Annotated in this window: 20 protein-coding genes and 2 pseudogenes; 14 read left to right on the top strand and 8 right to left on the bottom strand. The window is 41.9% G+C overall.

Features of this window, described 5'->3' with window-relative positions; genetic code table 11:
• Window positions 1-120 precede the first annotated feature (120 nt).
• The 3 genes from JMX91_RS10170 to JMX91_RS10160 all read left to right on the top strand — a co-directional run bounded on the left by JMX91_RS10170 (window position 121) and on the right by JMX91_RS10160 (window position 3,323).
• Window positions 121-1,521, top strand: coding sequence for an NAD(P)/FAD-dependent oxidoreductase (locus JMX91_RS10170; RefSeq protein WP_227679372.1), 1,401 nt, complete (start codon window positions 121-123; stop codon window positions 1,519-1,521).
• 110 nt (window positions 1,522-1,631) lie between these two features.
• The gene (locus JMX91_RS10165; protein WP_201548939.1) at window positions 1,632-1,988 is read left to right on the top strand and encodes a hypothetical protein; all 357 of its coding nucleotides are present in this window, start codon (window positions 1,632-1,634) and stop codon (window positions 1,986-1,988) included.
• A 387-nt stretch (window positions 1,989-2,375) separates the two neighbouring features.
• Window positions 2,376-3,323 (top strand): c-type cytochrome, encoded by a 948-nt coding sequence (locus tag JMX91_RS10160; protein WP_227679371.1) that lies wholly within the window; start codon window positions 2,376-2,378, stop codon window positions 3,321-3,323.
• A gap of 265 nt (window positions 3,324-3,588) precedes the next feature.
• On the opposite strand, the gene JMX91_RS13420 is transcribed toward JMX91_RS10160, so the two are convergent.
• The 3 genes and pseudogenes from JMX91_RS13420 to JMX91_RS10150 form a co-directional block, all read right to left on the bottom strand.
• Window positions 3,589-3,693: a DUF4172 domain-containing protein gene (locus JMX91_RS13420; protein ID WP_265089195.1), complete on the bottom strand. Its 105-nt coding sequence runs from the start codon at window positions 3,691-3,693 to the stop codon at window positions 3,589-3,591.
• A gap of 1 nt (window position 3,694) precedes the next feature.
• The gene (locus JMX91_RS13415) at window positions 3,695-3,823 is read right to left on the bottom strand and encodes a DUF4172 domain-containing protein (RefSeq protein WP_265089194.1); all 129 of its coding nucleotides are present in this window, start codon (window positions 3,821-3,823) and stop codon (window positions 3,695-3,697) included.
• Between the two features lie 411 nt (window positions 3,824-4,234).
• Window positions 4,235-4,540: pseudogene (locus JMX91_RS10150) on the bottom strand (LLM class flavin-dependent oxidoreductase); the annotation flags it as partial.
• Between the two features lie 486 nt (window positions 4,541-5,026).
• Here JMX91_RS10150 and JMX91_RS13410 point away from each other — a divergent pair.
• The 3 genes from JMX91_RS13410 to JMX91_RS10140 all read left to right on the top strand — a co-directional run bounded on the left by JMX91_RS13410 (window position 5,027) and on the right by JMX91_RS10140 (window position 6,214).
• Window positions 5,027-5,152, top strand: a complete 126-nt coding sequence (locus tag JMX91_RS13410; protein ID WP_265089193.1) for a hypothetical protein — start codon at window positions 5,027-5,029, stop codon at window positions 5,150-5,152.
• Between the two features lie 3 nt (window positions 5,153-5,155).
• Complete coding sequence (locus JMX91_RS10145; RefSeq protein ID WP_227679378.1) at window positions 5,156-5,662, top strand: TetR family transcriptional regulator C-terminal domain-containing protein; 507 nt, start codon at window positions 5,156-5,158, stop codon at window positions 5,660-5,662.
• Between the two features lie 273 nt (window positions 5,663-5,935).
• Window positions 5,936-6,214: a peptidylprolyl isomerase gene (locus JMX91_RS10140; protein ID WP_102078430.1), complete on the top strand. Its 279-nt coding sequence runs from the start codon at window positions 5,936-5,938 to the stop codon at window positions 6,212-6,214.
• A 352-nt stretch (window positions 6,215-6,566) separates the two neighbouring features.
• Here JMX91_RS10140 and JMX91_RS10135 read toward each other — a convergent pair whose 3' ends face one another.
• Window positions 6,567-6,773: a pirin-like C-terminal cupin domain-containing protein gene (locus JMX91_RS10135; RefSeq protein WP_227679377.1), complete on the bottom strand. Its 207-nt coding sequence runs from the start codon at window positions 6,771-6,773 to the stop codon at window positions 6,567-6,569.
• A gap of 50 nt (window positions 6,774-6,823) precedes the next feature.
• On the opposite strand from JMX91_RS10135, the gene truC reads away from it, so the two are divergent.
• Window positions 6,824-7,597: a tRNA pseudouridine(65) synthase TruC gene (gene truC, locus JMX91_RS10130; protein ID WP_265089192.1), complete on the top strand. Its 774-nt coding sequence runs from the start codon at window positions 6,824-6,826 to the stop codon at window positions 7,595-7,597.
• Between the two features lie 245 nt (window positions 7,598-7,842).
• Here the strand turns inward: truC and JMX91_RS10125 are convergent, their stop codons facing one another.
• The 4 genes and pseudogenes from JMX91_RS10125 to JMX91_RS10110 all read right to left on the bottom strand — a co-directional run bounded on the left by JMX91_RS10125 (window position 7,843) and on the right by JMX91_RS10110 (window position 16,699).
• On the bottom strand, window positions 7,843-8,301 hold the full coding sequence (locus JMX91_RS10125) for an outer membrane protein assembly factor BamE (RefSeq protein WP_057761070.1): 459 nt from the start codon (window positions 8,299-8,301) through the stop codon (window positions 7,843-7,845).
• A gap of 97 nt (window positions 8,302-8,398) precedes the next feature.
• Window positions 8,399-14,014 (bottom strand): annotated as a pseudogene (locus JMX91_RS10120) (YadA-like family protein); the annotation flags it as partial.
• Between the two features lie 1,013 nt (window positions 14,015-15,027).
• Window positions 15,028-15,900, bottom strand: coding sequence for an alpha/beta fold hydrolase (locus JMX91_RS10115; protein ID WP_201548935.1), 873 nt, complete (start codon window positions 15,898-15,900; stop codon window positions 15,028-15,030).
• A gap of 7 nt (window positions 15,901-15,907) precedes the next feature.
• Window positions 15,908-16,699, bottom strand: a complete 792-nt coding sequence (locus JMX91_RS10110) for a class II aldolase/adducin family protein (RefSeq protein ID WP_227679370.1) — start codon at window positions 16,697-16,699, stop codon at window positions 15,908-15,910.
• Between JMX91_RS10110 and JMX91_RS10105 the strand changes: the two genes are divergently transcribed.
• The 7 genes from JMX91_RS10105 (at window position 16,698) to JMX91_RS10075 (ending at window position 24,064) form a co-directional block, all read left to right on the top strand.
• Window positions 16,698-17,474, top strand: a complete 777-nt coding sequence (locus JMX91_RS10105) for a Crp/Fnr family transcriptional regulator (protein WP_201548933.1) — start codon at window positions 16,698-16,700, stop codon at window positions 17,472-17,474. The two genes, JMX91_RS10110 and JMX91_RS10105, sit on opposite strands and share 2 nt — an antisense overlap.
• Window positions 17,475-17,615: 141 nt before the next feature.
• Entirely contained in the window at window positions 17,616-19,334 is a 1,719-nt protein-coding gene (locus tag JMX91_RS10100; protein ID WP_201548932.1) for a phosphoethanolamine transferase, read from the top strand.
• 107 nt (window positions 19,335-19,441) lie between these two features.
• Complete coding sequence (locus JMX91_RS10095; RefSeq protein WP_201548929.1) at window positions 19,442-20,137, top strand: response regulator transcription factor; 696 nt, start codon at window positions 19,442-19,444, stop codon at window positions 20,135-20,137.
• A gap of 127 nt (window positions 20,138-20,264) precedes the next feature.
• A complete protein-coding gene (locus JMX91_RS10090; protein WP_201548928.1) occupies window positions 20,265-21,605 on the top strand; it encodes a sensor histidine kinase in 1,341 nt (446 codons plus the stop codon).
• Between the two features lie 177 nt (window positions 21,606-21,782).
• Window positions 21,783-22,256 (top strand): diacylglycerol kinase, encoded by a 474-nt coding sequence (locus tag JMX91_RS10085; protein ID WP_201548926.1) that lies wholly within the window; start codon window positions 21,783-21,785, stop codon window positions 22,254-22,256.
• 134 nt (window positions 22,257-22,390) lie between these two features.
• Entirely contained in the window at window positions 22,391-23,191 is an 801-nt protein-coding gene (locus JMX91_RS10080; protein WP_201548922.1) for a PAP2 family lipid A phosphatase, read from the top strand.
• Window positions 23,192-23,449: 258 nt separating this feature from the next.
• Window positions 23,450-24,064: a YceI family protein gene (locus JMX91_RS10075; RefSeq protein WP_201548921.1), complete on the top strand. Its 615-nt coding sequence runs from the start codon at window positions 23,450-23,452 to the stop codon at window positions 24,062-24,064.
• Window positions 24,065-24,110: the final 46 nt, after the last annotated feature.

Raw genomic sequence — 24,110 nt, 5'->3', positions numbered from 1 at the left:
AAGCTGATTAGCTTGAGAGCTCCATAGAAAGGACAAAACATTTGCTCTTATGTCCTTGTTTTATATCTATATATTTTAATTAACTATTCTGAATGGTATAGAAGGACATAGGAGATCATTATGAAACGACATTCAAGTAATCAAAACAGTATATCGAATCAAGACGCGTTGGCAGCGCATCCCAATCGCGCTGACGATAACAAACAACCAATAGTTTCAAGATTATTTAATCGTCGTCAATTTATTGGTGCAGGCATTGCAACTGGAGCAGTTATAGGCAGCATGTCACTGAATGGCTGCGTATCGTCTCCCACAGCTCAAGAAAAAGTTAATATTGTTATTGTCGGTGCTGGTATTGCAGGATTGGCCGTTGCCAATAGATTGAGTCTTCAACTTCCCAACGCAACCTTGACTATACTAGACAGTCGACAAGCTCACTATTATCAACCTGGCTACACTTTGTTAGCCACAGGCGTCTGGAATAATACCGACAAGGTTATAGACAGTAACGCCAACCTTCTTCCTGCAGGAATAAATTGGATACAAGAAAATGCCCGTGAGTTTTCACCGGATAACAATCAGGTAATTACTGAGAGCGGCAAAAAAATTGGCTATGACTATCTAGTGGTAGCCACTGGCTTAAGATTAGGTTTTGAGAAAATAGAAGGTCTTAATATTCAAGACTTAGGCACTGATGGCATTGGTAGTGTTTACCATAGTCCAGAAATTGCTATAAAAACATGGCAACAAATAGATGCCTTTCGTCAAAAAGGAGGGCGCGCCGTAATGACGCTAGCACATACTGACATGAAGTGTGCAGGTGCGCCATTGAAAATGACCTTTATGGTGCATGACAGACTCATACAAGCAGGTACACGACAAAACAGTGATATTCAATTTTTTAGTCCACATCAGACGGTATTTAGCGTGCCTGTTGTAAACGAAAATATATTATCACGCTGGGCATCTTATGACCCACCAATTGGCGCAAACTTTGAGCAACGATTAACTGGCATCGATAAATCAGCAAAAGCTGCCTATTTCACGGATTCAGAGGGCAATCAAAATCGACAAGACTATGATTTTATTCATGTTGTACCACCCATGTTTGCAGTAGACAGTATACTAAACAGCCCCTTAGCCAATAAAAATGGTTGGCTTGACGTCGATAAATATACGCTACAACACAAGCGCTATGAAAATATTTTTGGGGTCGGTGATATTAATGGAACGCCAAAAGGTAAAACAGCCGCAACCGTTAAGCTCTCCGCACCCATAGTGACGAACAATCTTATTGAAGTAATACAAGGCAAGGCACCCAGTCAAAAATTTGATGGATATACCTCGTGTCCGTTGTTAATCAAAGAAGGTGAGGCAATGCTTGTTGAGTTCGATTATGAAAATAATTTAACCCCAAGTGTGCCTTTGGTTAACCCGTTAAAAGAAAGCTATTTCGCATGGTTTCTAGAAGAAATGATGCTGAAACCTGCTTATATGGCTGTTGCCAAAGGTCGAGTTTAACCTCGTATAGTACAGATAGTCAGTATCTTCATAAGTTTCAATGAGCTGGCTACCGTTTATATAAGCGAGGACTTTTACTAAGTTTCGCTAACATTTGCAAAGGAGCTGTCATGTTACTTTTAAATCAAGCATTTATGATGTTGTGGGAAGCTATATTAGAGAATGCGATGCTGGTCGGTACATTATTTCTATTATTACTGATCACATGGAGTTATTGGGGCATTGTAGGTAGGCATCAAAAGCTAGCATATCGTTTTACCACTGTACTAGCAGCTATTGCGGCAGGGATTGGCTTTTTTACTTTGCCATTATTTTTTAATTCTAGTTTAGGAAGTCTCAATTATTGGGTAGATTGGGCCTTCCATCTGGCAATGGTGGCAGCATTGTTTGTTTATGCTTATGTGGTTATATTGCCACTGATAACCGGACTGTCTGGGTTAACCAAGCATAGCGCTTCATATCCATAAGAAAAAATGCTAAATAATCTAAATTGGATCGTTTAACAATACAAATTACTGAAATACCTGTAGCACAGGCTCAAGTTGCTTGTCATAAAGCAGTGGACGCGCGGCGCTAGCAGCTCAGTCACTAGCAGAACTTGGCTATACGCAAGTGGCCTCAATTGCTGGTGGTTATGAGGCATGTCTTGAAGCGGACATACCAATAACTATGGCAAATGAAGGTATTGATTTCTATTAATTCATTTGGACAGATACCGCATGGCTGACTATAGGTTAAGAAGTTTTTAACTAATTGACTTATCCCTAAAATTAGACACACTACTATCAGTATGTTCGGCAATTTAACATATAGATATAAAATCGGATATTATATTTTATAATAAGGATATTCCAGTGAAGAAATTATTTAAAATTAATCATACTTCTTATTTGATGGCTACCGCTTTAACTATTAGTGCAGTAAGCATAACAGCATGTAGTGAAACAGAGGTTAAAGCGGTTGACAGAGTGGAAGAAGCTGAAGCTTTAGCACGAGTTAAATCACTTGAGTCACAAGCTGCAGCAATTAAGGAAGATATGGCCTCAAATCCAAGCGCTAAATTGACTGTTAGTATGCCTGACGAGTCTACTATTCCAGATGACGAGTTTGGCGCAGCTGTGCGTCGCGGCTTGCAAATTGCTAATCATACTTATAAAGAGTTGCCCGACAATGTTGGCAACCAATTAAATTGTACTAGCTGTCATTTAGGTAATGGCTCAGAAGCTTACGCTGCTCCTTGGAATGGTATGCCAGGTATCTATCCTATTTACCGTAGTCGTGGTGGTCGTGTCAACTCAATTCAAGAGCGTATTAACGGATGTTTTGAACGCTCAATGAACGGCAAAGCGCTTGATCTAGGTTCAGATGATATGAATGCAATGGTGTCTTATATGAGCTGGCTATCACAAGACTTGCCATACGGTGTCTCACCCGAAGGTCGCGGCTTTGTAAAAATAGATAAAAATTTGGAGCCTGACACAGATAATGGCAAAAAATTATTCGCTGAAAAATGTAGTGTTTGTCATGGTGAGAATGGTGAAGGTCAATATAATGACGATGGTTCTTACGTTTATCCAGCGGTAGCTGGAGAAAAGTCTTTTAACGATGGCGCAGGTATGGCACGAACATACACAGCAGCTGCTTTTATCAAAGGTAAGATGCCTTTTGGACAAGGTAACTCTCTTAGCGATCAAGAAGCAGTCGATATTGCTAGTTACTTTACTCACTTACCACGCCCTGTAAAAGCTAATAAAGATAAAGACTGGCCCAATGGAGATGCGCCTAAAGACGTACGTCGATAATAAGGTTTGAGCTATGCTGAAGAAACCGTAGAGATAAACTTGAGAGACTTCAATTACATATTTCAATGATCAAGGCCAAGCCATCTCTATTACAGTCTTTTCAATATAGCTCATTTTTTACACGTCTATAATTTCACAGTAATCATTAGGCTATCTAAGAATCCTACGCTTACATACTATAAAGATGCTGGGCTCTACTATAGCTTTGCATTAATACTCTCTCTGTCATAGCAAGTCAGGTAAATCTCCCATTAGCATCATCGAATCAATAGATCTCACGAGTAGTCGTTGGCATACTGGCCTTATCTAACCATAAGTGCCGCACAACTGAGGAACGAACCTGCTCATCATTTAGAGTCTCACCTTCTATCTCAGATAGTTTTAATAATCTCTAAAGTCACCGCATCTAATTGTGCCTCAACATTCAGATCGAATCCTAGTGTTAGCAGCTTTCCTAGTAAACGACCTTGTAATATCCGTGCTCGACTGAAGAGTGGCAATAGCTTTTTGTCCGACCATTGCCATTCAGTCCAATTTGAATGCTCATGAATATAGGCAATATGCTTTATATTTTCCTCAAAGATATGCAGAGATAAAGCTATTAACCTCCTTATATTATGCAGAGAATAAGCAATAGAAACAGCACCCGCGAACTTTAAAACTAGAGAAGTGATATTAATAATAGACGCAATAAAGAGAAATTTTCAATAAGAATACGCGGCTTTTTATTATAAGCAATGATTGAGTAGAGGTAAAAATACTATAAAAGTATAGTGCCTAAATACGAGTTAAATTTTATTGTATAATAATTTACATCTTAATTATTTATCTCTATAGTATCTTAAAGTCAATGAAATCAGTGTATACAAGATAATGTAATTCCTTACAGGTTCGTTGACCTACCTTGACATGGTAGAGGTTCTCGCTACGATTGCCGGTGGCATGACCAACGTCGCCGATGTGGCATAGATTTTTATCTTAGACGTGACTGCCGCAAGTCCTGCCATCAAAGTAAAGCTCTCGAGGTTGTAATCCCAAAACTCAGTTTCCCCGCCAAAACCGCGCAGTTTGATCATTGAAAGCGCAAAATCGAACCCATAGTGCTCGGCACGTTGCACAATCTGTTTATTTAGCTCAAATGTTGGCTTGTACTGCGGCGCGTTTTTTGAGATTAACCAACCGTTATTACCAATCGGACAAAAAATACCTATTTCCATGATTTCACCTATACGTTTGAGGAAGAAAAGAGCGATAAAAGAAATAAAGATTATTTCATGTTTTTTATGTGGCATAATTTATGCCAAATTAATTAATTGTTATTTATCAATAATTTATATGTTTTTTATACAAAAATTATTAAACCATATGGTCTAAAAATATGCAGAGAAATAGTGCGGGCTGTTATAAATTGGTGCAAAGTGTTATAAAATAGTGCACAAATGTATAAATTGTTTATAAGTACATTTTGATGGTGGTTTGAATGAAGATAAGGTGGAATAAGCAGCAGAAAAGACTGGTCAACAGCAGGTTGCTATAGTTAGTGAACCTGCAAACCGATATGGTATTGCTCGCTGTTGGAGTAGTTGGCATATCTGTTTTAATCAACCAGTAGCATCTATATTTGGTTGCTTCGACCCTTTTTTAAATTGCATCAACTATCAGTTAAAATTAGGTTTTTTGGCTTTACGATGAGGGAAAATATAGTGAAAGAATACGCACTAAAAGAAGAGACAGAGACGAGTGCAAAGATATTAAAAAAGAAAGAACATATCATTAATGCTGCATTGATCGTATTTTCCCAAGAGGGATTGAATGGCGCGCGTATGTAGCAAATTGCCGAAGAAGCTGACATATCTAAATCGAATATATTTTATTACTTCCAAAGTAAAGAAGTTCTGTATGTTGCTGTTTTAGAAAAGGTGCTGAGTAAGTGGCTATCGCCTTTGAGTGAGATTAACGCCAACCAAGATCCAAGGGTTGCCCTTAAGACCTATATTGAAGAAAAATATAAAATCTCAAAAAAATCGCCTGCAGCATCGAGACTATATGCGTTAGAGATTATACAAGGGGCACCTCATTTGATGGCCGTATTAAAAGGCCCTTTGAGGTCTTTGGTTCGTGAAAAGGTGGCAGTGATTGATGGCTGGATTGCAGATAACAAGATTAAGTCCGTGTCTGCCATCCATTTGATTTTTCATATTTGGGCAGTCACTCAGCACTACTCTGATTTTTCTACGCAAACTGAAGCGGTATGTAATCATAGCTTGAGAAATAAAAAGTTCGCTAATGAGGCATTAAATACTAGTATTCAACTTCTGGTAGATAGTTTGATTCCGTGATTTGATATGAGTAAAGTACAGTTCCCCAATTCGAAAAGCCCCAATCTGAAGATTGAGGCTTTTTTTATGTCCATCATTTAAGGGCTTTAGTTTAAATAAAGACTATAGTTTAAATAAAACACTACATGACTAAGACTTCTTTTCTCTAACCCCTATAGTCACGATTGTATAAGGATGACTTGGGAGAGCTCAGCACTTACAAGTGAGGTTAGCAACCAAGGTAAGTAGTGATATAATGTCCTGATAATTGATATTTTATGAAAGGGTTACCTTATGGCTCGTACCGCTAGCGCATTGCACATTTTAGTAAAACATAAAGAACAAGCTGAGGACATTATTGCCAAGCTTAAAAAAGGCGCTAAGTTTGATGTACTGGCCAAGCGATACTCGACCTGCCCATCAGGTAAGAAAGGTGGCAGCTTAGGTGAGTTTGGCAAAGGCGATATGGTAGGGCCATTCGATAAGGTTTGCTTTACCGGCGAACTATTTACTCCGCATCTAGTAAAGACCAAATTTGGCTGGCATGTCGTAAAAGTCCTTTATAGAACTTAAGCATTGGCGTTTTGATTGTAAGCCGACTGGAGTATGCCTCAAATGTTGTCCTGATTCATATGTGATTTAACATCGTGATAATTATGTGTGAATCAGGACTTGGTATTTGGTCGACTTACACCTTCTAATCCTTACATCAAACTACCTTTATTTTACTTAAGCAGTTTTCTACGAGTTAAGGTCAAATAGTGAGGGGCGAGATAAGTTGTCATCAGCCTTCAAAACCCCTAGGTAATTCAGGTGCAGGCAAACGTTTCACATCAGAGTCAACATTACCGAAACGCTCATGGCCATTATTCCAATCAATAATAGACTGCTTAATCTCAGCTTTGTTATCAGCAACGAAGTTCCACTACATTAGTACTTGGTTATTAAGCGGTTCGCCGCCGATGAACATGATACGTGTGCCCTTTTTAGCAGCCAACTTAATACTTTTATTATTGGCGACATCGCTATCATGAAAACGGAATAACTGATCTTGCCGACAAACCTTGCCTTCGGACGCTACCTCTCCTTCTGAAACCAAGATACCGTACTCAAAGTCTGGCTCTAAATTTATTATGCCACTACAGGTCTAACAAAAGAATATATAATTGACGCATCTAAAATGTGAGCAATGAAAACATGGATATCGAAGGCAATACTGCTGATCAAATAGAAATTATCTATGAAGATGAGTATATAGTAGCGATTAATAAAGAAGCTGGTCTGTTGGTGCATCGTAGTTGGCTGGACAAAGGTGAGACACGCTTTGCCATGCAGCTCACCCGTGATGCGGTAGGCTGCCATGTGTTTCCAGTGCATAGGTTAGACAAACCTACATCAGGTGTATTGTTGTTTGCCAAGAGTTCAGCCGTGGCACGTAGCCTTACCGAAGCGTTTACTGAACGCAAAGTGACCAAGCAATATTTGGCCGTGGTGCGTGGCTTTATGTCTGAGCAAGGTACTGTTGATTATGCGTTGAGCTTTAAGCCTGACGCCATTGCCGATAAATTTGCCAATTTAGATAAACCTGCTCAAGAAGCGGTCACCCACTGGCAGAGTTTGGCACAAATTGAGCTGCCATTTGCAGTATCAAAGAAGCATACCACTAGCCGCTATAGTCTGGTTCGCTTAACGCCTGAAACTGGACGCAAACATCAGCTGCGTCGGCATATGAGACATGTATTCCATCACATTGTGGGTGATACCAGTCACGGCGATATACGTCACACACGATTTTTTCGTACTCACTATGATTGCACGCGTATGTTGCTGCATGCTCAGACTTTGGCACTCAGCCACCCCGTCACTGGTGAGCCACTAGTACTAAAAGCGGGATTAGACAATCAATGGATGCGTATCTTAGAAGAGTTCTCTTGGGAAGATAGTGTTGAGGTTTAAGTTCCTAGTGGGGACTTGAAAAGACAATCTCTTATACTACGCTCCAAAATCTCAAATTTTTCAAAATACCTTTTTATTAACTTATCAGTATCTTGTAGCACTATGCATATAGTTCACTTCATCATAGTTAGCAGTTATTTAATAGTCATGTTGCTATAATAATCATCTAGCAAACTATTTATCATAAAAAAGAGCAAGACACTTAATGTCTTGCTCTTTTTTTATATTATTGATAGCGACTAATATTAGAACTGTGAATATTTGGCACAAGATGCTGGCTGCCAGTAGAACTCAGTGGCAAAAAATTCATCATCGCGCAATCTACCCTCGTAGCTATCATCGAAGATAATCTTATACTGGCAAGACTCTACATTGTTATTGGCATCATAAAACTTGAGGATATAATCCCATTCACGAGCGTTGAACCCTTCGCTGAAATGAGGTGTACCGATTATTTTATAAATCTGATCTTTAGTAGTACCTACTTGTATTTTAGCAATATCATTATGATTGACGATAGTGCCACCCTTCTGCCATGCCTTTTCTGGATCTGGAAATACTAAATCGTTAGCATCAACAGCTCCATGCTGAGCACCAGGCGTCAAATGCCAAGTTGGCATGATGTTTTTTTGAGCACAACCAGTGACTGTGAATAGTAAAGCAGACGTAGCCAACAAGCCGTAACGATAAAAAGATTTTTTCATTATTTATCCCTTAATATATTTTATAAGTAATTTGACAGCGCATGTATTCAAGCAAACGCTGTCAAACAGTGATGTGGCTATATTAGAAATGGAAGCCTGCACCAATTGCGCCGCCTGCATTTCCTTGGGTGTCTGCTGTACCATTAATCTTCATTACCCAACGTCCATTGTCTGAGACTTTAGATAGACCGATAGCAACTGCACTTTCACCATTGTATGTTGCGACACCACCACCGATCATTGACTTACCAGGGATATAAGCTTGCGGTAGTGAAGACATTGCCATGGCAGCAGAGATACCAGCATTAGCATCATCTTCTACTTCATTAATCTTATAACCCAACTCGTTAACGCTGTTGCTTAGCTTGCCATCTAGAGCGCTCAACTGCCCAAAGTTCACAGCATCAGTAGGATTCAGACCATCAGCAACACCGGTGATAGTCTTGCCACCTGCGTTGATACCTTCAGTTGTCATGCTTGGACCGTTAGCTATCGTGACACCGTTTGTGTTAACGGTAGTATTACCAGTTGTGATCGTATCTGCAGTAACACTATCTACGCTAATGTTGCCACTCAAATCAAACTTGATACCGCTATCAGTGGTTGTCGTCGTGATATTATCACTGCCTTCAAACTTAAGTGCAGTGCTATTACCAACTGATTTATTAACATCATTACCACTGTCTGCACTGAAGCTCAAACCATTATCGAGTCTATCGGTATTGGCCTGAATATCTTCGTTGGCCTGAGCATTACCGTTGTTTACAGCAGCAATAGCATCATTAAGATTATTTGCTCCTGTACCGCCGATATTAGTGGCTGTTAAGTTGCCTTCATCATCAATCGCTGCGTCACCACCGATAATGCCAGCCACATCATTTCCTAGATTGTATAGCTGACTACCGTTGATAGCGTCAGTACTTCCTGCATTGATAGCACCGCCATTGACGTTGGTTATAGTAGTACCAGCAGCACCGCCACCCAATGTAATACTGCCTTTGTTGACAGTGTCGTCTGGGTTTGTATCGTACTGAACCGCAGCATTGCTAAGCGCTTCATTACTACTTTCTAATGCATCGCTGACTGATTTTAACTGTGAGACATTGACTGCATCAGAATCTGCTGTACCAGCGGCCACACCTGTAACTTGACGATATACACCGTTGGCTGCATCGCCCACTGCAACTGCACCAGTTGTGCTAGTCGTTGCTGTAATAGCAGCATTACCCGCTGCGCGATAGCCTACAATACCAGCACCTGTCGTAGCTGCAGAACCAAGACCTAGTACTACCGAGCCATTTTGGTTTGCTGTGATGCCGTTACCAAGTACAAAAGTATCATCACTATTAATAGTGTTGTTATTACCAATTGAGTAACTGTTGTTGCCATTGATAGTGCTTGGATCACCAAAGGCACCAGAGTTATCGCCATTGACGATGTTACCTGTACCGATACTGATAGACTGATTACCTAGCGCTTGAGCACCATCACCAATAGCGACTGATGACTGACCTGCTACCTGTGAACCGTTACCAATCACAACTGAGTTTGTCGCATCTACAGTTGCTCTGGTGTTAAGTCCTAATGCAACGGTATTGTTTGCACCAGCTTCTACAATTGCATTTACACCAATTGCAGTTGAGTTATCGCCACCAGCACTTGAGTCATTAGTCACGCCTATATCACCTTCAGTACTAACTGCATTGGTATGAGCAAACTTCACACCCTCAGTATTCATTTTCTGTACAGTTTGACCGATAGTCAGACGATCAGTAACTTCTTGACCATTAACATCATACGTTAAGAATTGCGAATCCATATTGCTGTCATCGATACTGCGGTTCACAACTTGATCCGTCACATTGACCGTAACGGGATTGCCGTTTTGGTCAGTTACTTCGACGTTGGTAACGTTTTGAGCGATCAAGGTATCCAGCTGTCCTTTATTCACAGCGTCATCAGCATTCACCCCTTCTGCCACATTAGACAATGTTGTACCACCACTCGCTACATAGTCGTTGCCTTCATCGTCTTGCTCAATCACTGCAGGTGTACCCTCTAAGATAACACGATCATAATTGATGCTGTTGTCATTGGGATCTCGCTCATACTTCACAGCACCTGCTGTCAAGTCTGTTAAACCATCAGATACTGCATCCACTTGTCCTTTGGTTGCTGCATCATTTGCATTCACACCATCAGCTAGATTACTTACTGTCTGACCACCAGCATTAATGCCAGTAGCAGTAATACTTGGACCTGTTTGTGCGCCACCTGCGTTAACAAAGCTCACACCTGCTTGATTTACAACAGTACTGTTACCAGCGTCGTCAGTTGCGGTGAAACCTTCTGCACCATAGTTGCTGGTGTTGGTACCGTCTGTAACAGTGGTACCTGCTGCGGTAATGGTGGTGCTAGCACCGCCAACTGTACCATCAGTAATGCTAACGCCATTAGTGTCTGTGACCGTGTTGCCAGTGGTCACGCTACCTGTCGCGCCCAAGTCAAGGTTCTTATTTAAGCTGAAGTCAACAATGTTGCCTGTTTTAGTGACGCTAAGGTTGTTCTCAGCATCAGCGGTTCCGATGTCAATGGTGTCGCCCGCCTTGATCGCAGCGCCATCAGCACCATTGCTGTTTAAGATAAAGCCTTGATCTAGTGCAGTGATTGCAGCGCCAACGTTGTCATTAGCGACGCCATTAACGTTGTAAGTTGGATTACTGATGGTGCCTGTAGCAGGATCATAGATAGCGCCGCCGCCTAGGTTCTCTGCGGTGTCACTTCCTAGTTGGTTGGTCTTTGTGTTGACTGTGGTGACTAGCGTATTCACTTGACCACCGTTGATGGCGTCTTTGCTGTTAGCAGCAATAGTCCCATCAGCAACATTCGTAACCTTGTTATTACCTGCATCAATACCAGCTGCGGTAATGCTTGGCGTGTTCGCCAATACAGCGCCAGTAGTGTCAAGGAAGGTTAAGCCTTCTGCACCATAGTTGCTGGTATTAGTGCCATCTGTAACCTTGGTGCCTGCTGATGTCATGGTGGTTACGTTAGTACCATCAGTAATTGTGACACCATTACTGTTTGTGACGGTGTTGCCAGTGGTCACGCTGCCTGTCGCGCCTAAGTCAAGGTTCTTATTTAAGCTGAAGTCAACAACGTTACCTGTTTTAGTGACGCTAAGGTTGTTCTCAGCATCAGCGGTTCCGATGTCAATGGTGTCGCCCGCCTTGATCGCAGCGCCATCAGCACCATTGCTGTTTAAGGTAAAGCCTTGATCTAGTGCAGTGATTGCAGCGCCAACGTTGTCATTAGCGACGCCATTAACGTTGTAAGTTGGATTACTGATGGTGCCTGTAGCAGGATCATAGATAGCGCCGCCGCCTAGGTTCTCTGCGGTGTCACTTCCTAGTTGGTTGGTCTTTGTGTTGACTGTGGTGACTAGCGTATTCACTTGACCACCGTTGATGGCGTCTTTGCTGTTAGCAGCAATAGTCCCATCAGCAACATTCGTAACCTTGTTATTACCTGCATCAATACCAGCTGCGGTAATGCTTGGCGTGTTCGCCAATACAGCGCCAGTAGTGTCAAGGAAGGTTAAGCCTTCTGCACCATAGTTACTGGTATTAGTGCCATCTGTAACCTTGGTGCCTGCTGATGTCATGGTGGTTACGTTAGTACCATCAGTAATTGTGACACCATTACTGTTTGTGACGGTGTTGCCAGTGGTCACGCTACCAGCAGGACCTAGGTCGATATCTTGAGCAAGATTATAATTGACAGTATTATCAGTAGCGTTATTAGTCACAACTAGATTGCTGTCTGTATTAGTAAAACCGACAGTCTCGCCAAGCTTGACATTGTCTACCGCACTACTACCAGCTTTAATATTGAAGCCTTTATTTGCTTCAGTGAGTGCTGTTGTAGCTGTCGTTTGGGCATTAGTAGCAGCAGTTTGAGCATTAGTAGCAGTTGTTTGAGCGTTATTTGCGCTGGTCTGAGCACTATTAGCACTGGTTTGAGCATTACTGACGTTAGTGTTAGTTGTCTCTAATTGCCCAAAGTTTACTGCATCGCCAGCAACAGTGCCATTGGCTACATTAGTAATTTTACTGTTACTTGCATCAAAACCATTGGCTTTTACTTGCCCAGTAAAAACTGGAGCATTGGCAAGTTGAATATCGACCGTATTACCAGTTACCACTGTTTTGATGTTGCTATTAGAGCCTGCACCAGCTAACCCACCAGAGATAGTGAGCGTTTCGCCCAACTTACGAGTGGTTGTGCCCGTATTCCCAGTAAAGGTCAGTGGTGTCTGTACGGCTGAGTTTAGTGCGCTAATAGCACCACCGACACCAGTGACACTACCTGCTGCGTTAGCTGGGTTGCTGACGACAGAGTAAGTAGGTGCCGTGATAGCTCCTGTCGTAGGACTATACTGAGAGTTACCACCAAGTGCCGCGGCTGTATCAGTACCTTGTTTATTCGTTAATGTGTTTTGCGCTGTTAACTGCGCGACATTTACTGCATCAGTCGCAGCGGACCCGCCAGCGACATTTTGAATACGTCTGGTCGCGGCAGCAGTGCCGACAGACACCACACCGTTTGCAGGTACTGCTGCGACATTAGTCAAGAATGAGTTGCCCGATGGTGTGGTTGTTGTTGAGCCTGCACCCAAAGCGACAGAGTTAGCGATGCTTGCATTGGCAGTAGCACCGATACTAATGCTAGAAGCTGCAGTTGCTTTAGAGGCCTGACCAACGGCGATGGCACCAGTGCCAACAGCGTTTGCACCGAGGGTATTATTCCCACCACTACCGATAGCGATGGCACCAGTGCCATTGGTAGTGGCAGCCCCGCCGCCAGCTGACCCGCCGCCTATGGCAACAGAGGATTGACCTGTTGAGCTTGCAGCACGACCGATGCTGACCCCATATTGTGTAGCACTGCTAGTATCTGCACCGAGGGCAACGGTGTTTAAAGCTGCTGCGTTAGCGCTTTCACCAAGGGCATAAGCATTGGCGGCAGAAGCTTTAGAACCTGCACCAATAGCAACAGAGTTTACACCTGATGCCTCTGCACCAGAAATGAGAGCTAAGGCATGGTTTCCTGAGGCAATAGCACCGTTTAAGCCATTGGTTGTGGCATTTCCACTTGACCCGATAGCAACAGAACCAATCCCATTCGCAATTGGGCTATCTAAGGCTCCACTTAGACCACTACCAATAGCAACCCCGCCTGCACCAGTAGATGTCGTAGGATTACTATTGAAATTTTGACCTATAATGACTGATAAATCACCGCTCGCAATGATATCACTACCAATTGCCGTAGCCTGTGAACCTGTTGCTGCAAGATTTGCGCCTATTGCTATTGTCTCTGCACCTGAGGCACAAGCAATATTATTTAAAACACCATTTCCAATAGCTACCGAAGCCTCTTCACCACCAAAACCATTAGAATCTCTTGTACAGTTTACCCTAGTCGTCCCACCACCTGCTTCATAGCCTGCTACTGCCTGCATACTAAATCCAGTAGCAGCCATTCCCACACATAATGCACTTAATTTTACCAGTCGTGCACCTCCTATCATAGCGCCTGTAGAAGGACTAGCGCCAGAACTGACAGCAGAACTTGAAGACTTGCCACGGCTCTTTGCATACTCTGCGACAGCCGTGAAGCACCCTAGTGATCTATTCCAAATGACTTTATAGTTACGGTTCATAATCTCTATTCCTTTATTAATTAAAGAGCTCGTACAACACGGAAGGACTTATGGTTCTCTGCTGTAAATAAGGCAACATTACTCTAGGCTTAATTTAAAACTTCTTTGTGCTAGAAATACTTTAGATATATGACTAACAATTTAGATACGCTTATTTAGTATTCTAGTACAAACAGCAAAATAATCAATCGCTAAAACGATTATATATAGGCATTGTGTAATCAATATTAACCAAGCAGTAATAGATTTTTTAGGTGATGAGAACTGCCCTATTTTTGTATGCATAAAAAACTTGTATACAAATGATAAAATATATATATAACATACACTTACAAAATACTCATGAATCTAAATTTTTCAGATTTTATTTGATAGCCAATCCCTTTGTTTGTAAGGCATAAACCAATAGAGAAACTGAGTTTCCGAGATACATTTTTTATGCTTTCAATAATCATTATTAATAAAGACATATAGAACATTAATATAAGAATTATACTCAGCAATATTGCAAAAGACTAATGTCTGCTTTCTTTATATTCTTTTAAGTGAATATATTCAGCCAAACAAATATATTCAGCCAAACAAATATATTCAGCCAAACAAATATATTCAGCCAAACAAATATATTCAGCCAAACAAATATATTCAGCCAAACAAATATATTCAGCCAAACAAATATATTCAGACAAACAAATATAATGGGTCATATTTTATTTTTATTAAAATAAACAGAATTAAAAATAGAAAGTTATTGGGAATTTAATCGCATAAGTAAAGATAGCTAATATAAATGACGATGCTGACAATGCAGCTTATGACATGATAAAAGGGCACAGTTGATTAATGGCATACCAGATAGGTGTAGTGCATAGACTTTAGGTACTGACCAGCTATAGCCGTACAGACACATACTAAGAGACAGTGATGCACTCAGTGCTTACTACCCATAAAAAAACGCAGAGCACCATTTGATGCTTTGCGTTTGTTAGATTGAACTGTATTTACAGAATACTGCGTCTAAATTGTAGATAAGCCGCTGTGATCGCTGCTGCATTTTCTACCTGCGGATAATGACCTAGCATAGGCATATTGGTTATATCAGCATTGGGTATCAGTTGACGATAACGATCAATCATATGCTGACCTGAGATAGGATCTTTGGCGCCTGCGATTAATTTCACCGGTACAGTACTGTTGATAATCGCACCTACCCATCGCTCGCGGTACTGCTGACGTTGAGGCATATAGTTAATTAGCTTATGCATCACACCCAGTCCATTGTTGTGATTTAACAGCTGCCATAGCGTATCTATCACTTCTGCTGTGGGCTGCGTGTCGGGGCCAAATATCCGCTGTAGACTGCCTGCAAATTTCTGCTTATTAATCAGCTTTAATACCAGAGGTCCCAATGGCGATAGTAGTAGCTTCTGTACCAAGATAGGTTTGTGCGTCTCAGGGAACAGACCACCATTTAAAAAGCATACGCTAGCAATGTGTCGCTCAGCGCTACTCTCAACTTGTCTGGCTAGCAATTCCTGAGCCACTGTATCACCATAGTCATGCGCTAATATATGATAATCACTGACGCCCAGTTTTTGCAAAAAAACTTGATAAATATCAGCCTGTTCACTGATTAGATAGCGCGCGTTTTTTGGTTTGTCTGACAACCCAAACCCCAGCATATCAAGCGTGATGACATAATAGTGCTCGGTTAGCGCATCCCACATGCCCTCCCAGTCCCAACTGGCACTAGGATAACCATGAATCAATAGCAATACAGGCGCACTCTTATCCCCTGCATACCGAGTGAATATTTGATGCCCATGAATGGATTCATATTGTCCCTGCCGTTGCCACTCATCAAGAGTTATCATTAGAGATTTACTCCTCAAATGATGGATCGGTGCGGCGCAGTTTTCTTAGTAACGCAGGCCATGCGATGTCACCATTCGCGCCCCGAGTCACTTGCTCTGATGCCGCTTGGATACCGGCCAAGATTTGTGCTGGTATTGGCGTCAATGCACCGCCGCCGCTCTGTGCTTTAATCTGAATCTCACAGGCTCTTTGCATGATATACATGTACAAAAACGCATTGGCGACTGTATCGGCACAGGTGAGCAGACCATGGTTACGCAAAATCATAAAGTGAGCATCACCTAAATCATTAACCAAACGGACCTTTTCTTCAGGGTTTAATGCGACGCCTTCGTAGTCGTGGTATGCCAAGTTGGATAGCGGAAATAATGATTGTTGCGAGATAGGTAGCAGGCCTTTTTCTTGCGCTGAGACAGCAACGCCATCATTTGTATGTAGATGGATAACGCAATGCGCATCGTCGCGAGCTTCGTGCACAGCACTATGAATGATAAATCCAGCTGGATTTACGTCAAACTCTGATGGTGATACTTTCTCGCCTGCTTTATTGACCTTGACTAGACTAGAGGCGGTAATCTCTTCAAATAACATGCCGTACGGGTTGATTAAAAACTCATCTTCAGTACCTGGTACGCGCGCAGAGATATGAGTGAATACCAGATCATCCCAACCATAAGAGGCAATCATTCGATAACAGGCGGCAAGATTTACGCGCATCTGCCACTCTTGTTCGCTCATATTATGGTGTACACTCGAGGTTAAATCGGTCGATGTCGCGGTTTGCATAGTTGTTTGCATGCTGTATTCCTTTACTGTGTTAGATATCCTGAATGATTACTTTACACCATTTCATAAAACCAAATCTGTCAAAAACATTACACTTATGAATATCAATGATTATTTGAATAACGACCCATGGTTTAGTCAATTGCCAGCCATTGTGCAGCTGCTACTGGCAGGCGATGCGGTGCTAAAGGTATACCAAAAAGGACGAATGATTCATGCCATCGGTGACAACGATGATGCGGCGCTACACTTTGTCGTGTCGGGTACGATTAGAGTCTGTAACGTGAGCGCTAGTGGCCATGCTATGACTCTGGCACATCTATCTAATGGCGAGTGGTTTGGTGAAATATCTATCATAGATGACAATCCTCGCACCCATGATGCATGGACGATTAACAAAGTAACGCTAATCTCTATCCCAAGAAATCTAGTCATTCAAACAGCGCAGTTGCATCCGATTTTATACAAGCACCTCGCGCTTATAACCTGCGAGCGAATTCGCCGAGCATTTGATTGGATTGACGATGCTACCTCACTCAATACCTCAGCGCGATTGGCTAGCATGCTGATTGGGCTGATTGACACTTATGGACAGCAAATAGGAGACGATATCAAAATAGATCTGCGCTTATCGCAAGAAGAGCTTGGCTTTATGCTTGGTACTACCAGACAAACCATCAATAAAATCATTCAATCGTGGCAAAAGCAGAGCCTTATCGATATGCACTATGGTTTTATCACCATAAAGGACAAGCCCCAGTTGATGGCAATGATGAATCCTGCCTGACTTGAATATATAAAATCGTTTCAACAATCCACACAACATCCAACTTATGATAGTTAGCATCAACTGCCTTAACATCTTCTTAACAGACCACTTGCTATGGTAAGGAATGACGTTTCCTACCATCTGTTGAGAAGTATCTGTATGTCCATACCTCAAGTCATCAAGACCAATGTGCTAAAAATCAAAGCACCCAACGCCAATACAAAGACCAGCTACCTTAGTAAGCTCTATAATCGTGAGATAAATCTCAGTTATCTTATTTTCATTGTGGCTTTATATTTGGTAGCGACCGCAAATATTGGGTTCTTTGAGCAGGTGCTGGCTGTCTATCCATTTAGCAAAAACGTTGGCTTTATATTCTCTATTACAGGCTTACTATTTGGACTGATGTGGCTGGTATTGCAACTGCTTTGCTATCGCCCAATTGCCAAACCAGTATTGATTGCGCTACTGATTACTGCCGCTATCTGTGGTTATTTTACCGATGCTTATGGAACGATATTTGATACCAACATGCTGATCAACAGTCTGGAGACCGATCAAGCAGAGGCGATGGGGTTGTTTGCCCCTAGCATGGTCATTCGGGTGCTGCTACTGGGCGTGTTGCCGGCATTTATCATTAGCAAGATACGGTTGAAACGCTTTACTTGGCAACGCAGTATTCTACAAAAAACGGCAACCTTGATATTGTCTATCGTACTGATCGCAGCTTGTCTTTTACCATTTGGTGACCAGTACGCCAGTTTCTTCCGTCAACATAAACAAGTTCGCTCTTATGCCAACCCAATCACGCCTATTTACTCTACGATCAAACTTGGCGAAAACTATGTCGATGAGCTACGCCGTCCTGATACTTTCACGCTACATGCGACAGACGCAAAGCGCGTGGCACCTGCTAATAGTGTTACTGGCGGCGGCAAACCTAAACTAATGGTGTTTGTGGTTGGCGAAACGGCTCGCGCAGATCACTTCGGCTTGAACGGCTATACACGCAATACCACACCGCTGCTCTCAAAGCAGTCAGACCTTTATAGCTTTAAAGATGCCGTCTCTTGTGGAACCTCTACAGCCTACTCCGTACCTTGCATGTTTAGCTATGCAAATCGAGCAGACTACGATATCGATACAGCCAAGTATAATGAAAACGTACTAGATACACTAAGCAAGCAAGGGATCAATGTCGTTTGGCGCGACAATAACTCTAGCTCAAAAGGCGTGGCTGATCGCGTTACTTTTGAAGACTACAAAACAGCTGACACAAACCATAACTGTGATGTCGAATGCCGAGATATCGGTATGCTTGACGGGTTTGATAAACTTGTAAAGTCAGGCAGCTCACAGAAAGAGATGCCGAAAGATACGCTTATTCTACTGCATCAAATGGGTAATCATGGCCCCGCCTATTATCAGCGCTATCCTAAAGAATTTGAAAAATATAACCCTGTCTGCATGACCAATGAGCTGTCTAAATGTGATGCTCAGTCTGTGATAAATGGTTACGATAATGCGATTCGTTATACCGATTACTTTTTGAGTAATGTGATTGATACGCTAAAGCCTTATGAGCAAGATTATGATGTGGTAATGGTATATATTAGTGATCATGGGGAGAGTTTGGGTGAAAATAATATCTACCTGCACGGTTTGCCCTATAAGTTCGCACCAGATGCCCAAAAACACGTGCCTACGATAGTTTGGTCGCCCAATAGCAATAGTATCGATACTGAAAGTCTTTCTAGTATGGTCAATCAGCCAGTGTCACACGATTTTATTACGCCGACATTGCTTAGCTTTTTTGGTATTACAACCGATGAAATCAAAGGTACATCAACCTTTTTTAAACTTGCCCATTCTAATTGAGTGGTTAAAAGTGAGTTAATAAAATTAATTTGTTAGAAATAGCTCGCGGCATTCGTTCTTATATTACTCAGTCCTTTTAGGTAACCACTATTTTTTAGGTCAGCATCATGTACAAGATACTCGTTATTGAAGACAACCCCGATATCGTGGCCAATATTTATGCTTTTTTTGAGCCAAAAGGGTTTGAGTTGGATAACGCACATAATGGCTATAGCGGGCTAACACTTGCCTCAAACAATCGTTATGATGTGATATTGCTAGATGTGATGCTACCAGGTATGGATGGCACGCAGCTGTGCAAAAAACTCAGAGAAGAGTTGCATGACAAAACGCCTGTGCTCATGCTCACGGCTCGCGATACAATCTTGGATAAAGTCGCTGGGTTTGATAGTGGCGCTGACGATTATTTGGTCAAGCCGTTTTCGTTGGTTGAGTTGGAGTGCCGTATCAAAGCGCTCATACGTCGCCATGAAGACGATCATTTTGCCCACAGTATTGCCGTCGGAGCACTATCCTTAAACAATAGTGAGCATACTATTATGCGTGAGGGACAATCACTGAAGCTTACCCCAACTGGCTTTAAAATATTGCATATCCTAATAAGTGCAGCGCCTAGAGTCGTCAGTAAAAATGAGATTGAAGAAAAAGTATGGGGACTAGACGTACCCAGTAGTGATGCACTGCGCACCCATATGCACAGCGTGCGTGCACAGGTTGATAAGCCATTTGACGCACCCATGATAGTCACAGTACCTGGCGTGGGTTACCAAGTTGTTGACCCTAACAAATCAGCAAGCGCGTAGTCGTGATTGCAGCATGAATTGAATAAACCTCATGTGACTTACTAACCGACTTACCATATCGTATTTATCGCTCTATTATATATAGCCCTGTTATATATCGCCTTCTTCTATTAGGTTGTCCCATGCCATGCTCAATATAGACTCGATAGCCAATAAGTTCAGACTGTCTTACTTCATATTCGCGTTATTACTGTGCGCAGCTTTTGTCAGTATTTTTTTATACGCAGAGAGCCGAATAGAGCAAGATTTGGTCAAGGCTCGCTTGTTGCAGCAGCTAGAGCTTAGTCAAGAAAAGTATGGTGACCAGCCTATCTATATCGCTGACCCAGGTATCAAGATTTATCGCTATGACAAAGCACCTGCTAGTTTACAAGCGATAGCCAATGACACAGTGCAAGAGACTTCTGTCACTATTAATAAAGAATCTGGGGCAGGTCATGCCAACTTGCATCTTTTCGCCTACACCCAAGACGGTCAAACCTATATTTTGACTTACCTAGAAAACACCGAAATGGTAATGGAAAATTATCCAGTTTTGGCGATATTTGAACACCTAGAAGACATATTTGCAGATACGCTAAAAGTAGCCGTGATTCTAAGCTTACTTATCGCCGCTATCTTCTCTCAGTTGTCCTCTAAACAAATCATCAAGCCTCTATTAGATTTGAAGCGAGCCGTCGAGACTGACCATCACAACTTAAGCGATTTGACACACTTGCCATCTGAGGTTGGTGTCTTGGCACGGGCCATCGATGAGAAAAACCACAAGTTAGAGCAGTATCTCAAGCGTGAGCAACTGTTTACTGGTGATGTCAGTCACGAGTTACGCACACCGTTAACTATTATCATGGGGGCTTCCGAGGTGTTGGCCTCGCAACTAGACCCTGACAGCCACTTAAATGAGTTTACCAATCGCATTAGCACTACTGCCAAAGAAACTTCTGAGATTATAACCGCCCTGCTTCTACTATCGCGCGCGCCTGAAAAGTTAGACGCACCGCAAACCTCTATCAACAATATCGCCTTAGCAGAAATGCAGCGACTAAAGTACTTGCTGCGGTATAAGCCTGTTACTTGTCAGATAATTGCTGAGCGAGAATACAGCGCTTACGTACGGCCCGAACTACTAAAAATGGCGTTGGGCAATCTTATAAAAAATGCGTTTCAATATACCGATGATGGCGAGGTAACCATTACTATCGATGAAGAAAAAGTCACGGTGACTGATACTGGCTTAGGTATTCCTGAGGCGATGATGCCTCTACTCTATGAACGGTTTGAGCGACTAGAGTCTCAGTATAAAGACGAGCAAACAATACTGTCGTCAGAGCATGAGACAAAACATAAGGTTGAAGGATCAGGTCTAGGACTCAGTATCGTCCAGCGTATCATGTCGCATATGGGCTGGCAGCTCACTCACCAAGCCAATCGCTCAGGTGGTAGCACCTTTAGTATTTATTATAAATAACCTTGTGATAGTCCAAATACATCTTCATTTCCTAATCATAATTACTGATTGGGAAATGAAAATTTAAACAACCATTACGCTTTATTCTCATCCCTCTATATCCTCTTAACGTTTTCTTAACCTCTCTCATCTTATACTCAGGCTATCTTAATTTTAATAGACCGTTAAGAATGCCCTATGAAGCAAATCACTCATACCAACCTTATAGAGCCGTCAGCCGAGCATAGTTCTGTCAACCAAACAGCACATGATAGTCCATTTGCAGCTGATAGCTTTGCGAGTCATGCTAAAGGTAAAACAGGAATCCTCCGCATTATAAAGGCCACTGGTTACTCTATAGATGGCTTTAAAGCCGCATATAAATTTGAAGCGGCTTTTAGACAAGTTGTGTGGCTCAATCTTGTACTGCTAGCTGCTGTCATCGTTTTGCCTTTTGCGCTTGGTATAAAAATGATGCTAATCGTCGCTTCTTTTTTGTCGTTGATTGTTGAACTGCTCAATACAGGACTCGAAGCTTGCGTCGACCATACATCAACAGCCAGGCATCCACTTGCGAAGATAGCAAAAGATGTCGGCTCTGCGGCGCAGTTCTTAGCGTTAAGTTTGTTAATGGTTTTATGGGTAATGGCATTATCTGCTCTACTTTATTAAAGTCTGCTCTATTTTATTAAAGGATGACGAGCACTCGCATATAAGCACGCTGAGCTGCTAGCACTATCTTAAACAATAAAACGAAGGTCGTATTAAGAACTATCAACATCGCATATACGGTATTAGGTGTAGTCATGACTTCAGAAAACAACGCAATGACTTGGGACTGGCTAAAACTACTGTGCGTGACCGTCATGGCCACCTTAATTTTTGAGCACAGTCAGTTAGATATACGCATTAGTGAGCTTTTTTATACCAATGGACACTGGCTACTAGAAAAAGGCGCACAGCCTTATGCGTTTATCTTTTATGATTTGCCCAAGGCACTATTAATCCTGCTAGCTATATACTTAATAGTCGTTTTAATTGTTAAGTACAGACAGCCCTTGCCTGTGCCTGACATTGCATCGCATCATCGCAATAAATTTGATAGATTTTTGATTCCTTTATCCGTTCGGGAGATCGGCTACCTACTGATTATATTGGCGATTGTACCTGCTACCATTGCCACGCTCAAAGGCGTCACCCATGTTAGCTGCCCAAATGACTTGGTTATTTTTAATGGGGATTTGCCTTATCTCAATCTATGGCAAAACATCGTAGCAGCAACGCCAGCCAGATGCTTCCCAGCAGCTCACGCCAGCGCAGGATTTTCTTTATATGGACTGGCTTTTTTACCGACACTAAGAAAATACCGCTACCAGATAGTCGTATCAGTAACTATTTTGGGCTGGACAATGGGACTGTATAAGATGCTGTTTGGCGATCATTTCTTTAGCCATACATTGGTCTCAATGCTACTGTCATTAACCATAGCCTGTGCGCTCGCAGCCCTATTTTTCAAACAATCGATTAAGAGTAAGGCACACAGCACCAACGATGATAAAGGACGTACTGGTCTTAGCTTGTCTAGTATTGAGCACTCTAATACTTAAAGTCAGCACTTAGATTCAGTACTTATGCATCAGTACTTAGCTTCAATAATTAGGTATCAATACTTATGCATCAATATTTGGAATTGACGTTCGGGCATAACAGAGTCGTTCGTTAACTCTTTACTAAAATAGCACTACTAAGTATTTGAAAAACCCTGTATAAATAATAAACAATCACTGGCTTATTGTTAAGCAAATGCAAGGATAGCGCTTGTGAATAAGCTCCTCTATATCAATAGCCTGCAAAGGAATGTAGCTATGCGCTTGTTGTCTATTAGACCAAAACCATCGCATATCTATTCTTTTTTGACCATTCCATTACTACTCGTAGGCACTGCAAATAGCAGTCAAGCTGCCAGTTACGCTATTAATCCTGCCAGCACTCATATCCGATTTGCTATTGAACGCTTTAAGAGTTCAGCCACGACTGGTGGTTTTTATAATATCAAAGGTCAATTGCAATACGATCCAAACTTAAGATCAGGTGATATCTCATTGATCATACCGATAAACTCCTTAAATACGGGCAACCCTTCTTTCAATAATAGTCTAACGGGGCCTGAGTTTTTTGATATGCAGAAATTTCCTTCAGCACATTTCGAATCGACGAAATGGCATTTCAATCAAGATAATAGAAGCCCTCATGTTACTCGGGTAGATGGACAATTGACACTGCATGGCGAGACCCACCCAATTAGCCTAACCGCGACTAAGTTCGATTGTTATCTAAACACGAGCATCAAAAAAGATGTTTGCGGTGGCGAGTTCACTACTACGATTAATCGCACAAAATGGAATATCAATAAATTCGCTTGGTTCGGCCTGACCAAAAACCTTGACTTAAGTATCAAGGTCGAAGCCGCCAGACAGTAGTGCTTTTTAATGTTTCGCCACTGTCTTAATAGTTACTAGTAGTGAT

The organism is Psychrobacter sp. Pi2-1, assembly GCF_904846645.1.
Classification (GTDB): domain Bacteria; phylum Pseudomonadota; class Gammaproteobacteria; order Pseudomonadales; family Moraxellaceae; genus Psychrobacter.
The sequence above is the reverse complement of the archived record's forward strand: the minus strand, read 5'-3'. Positions and strand labels throughout refer to the sequence as shown.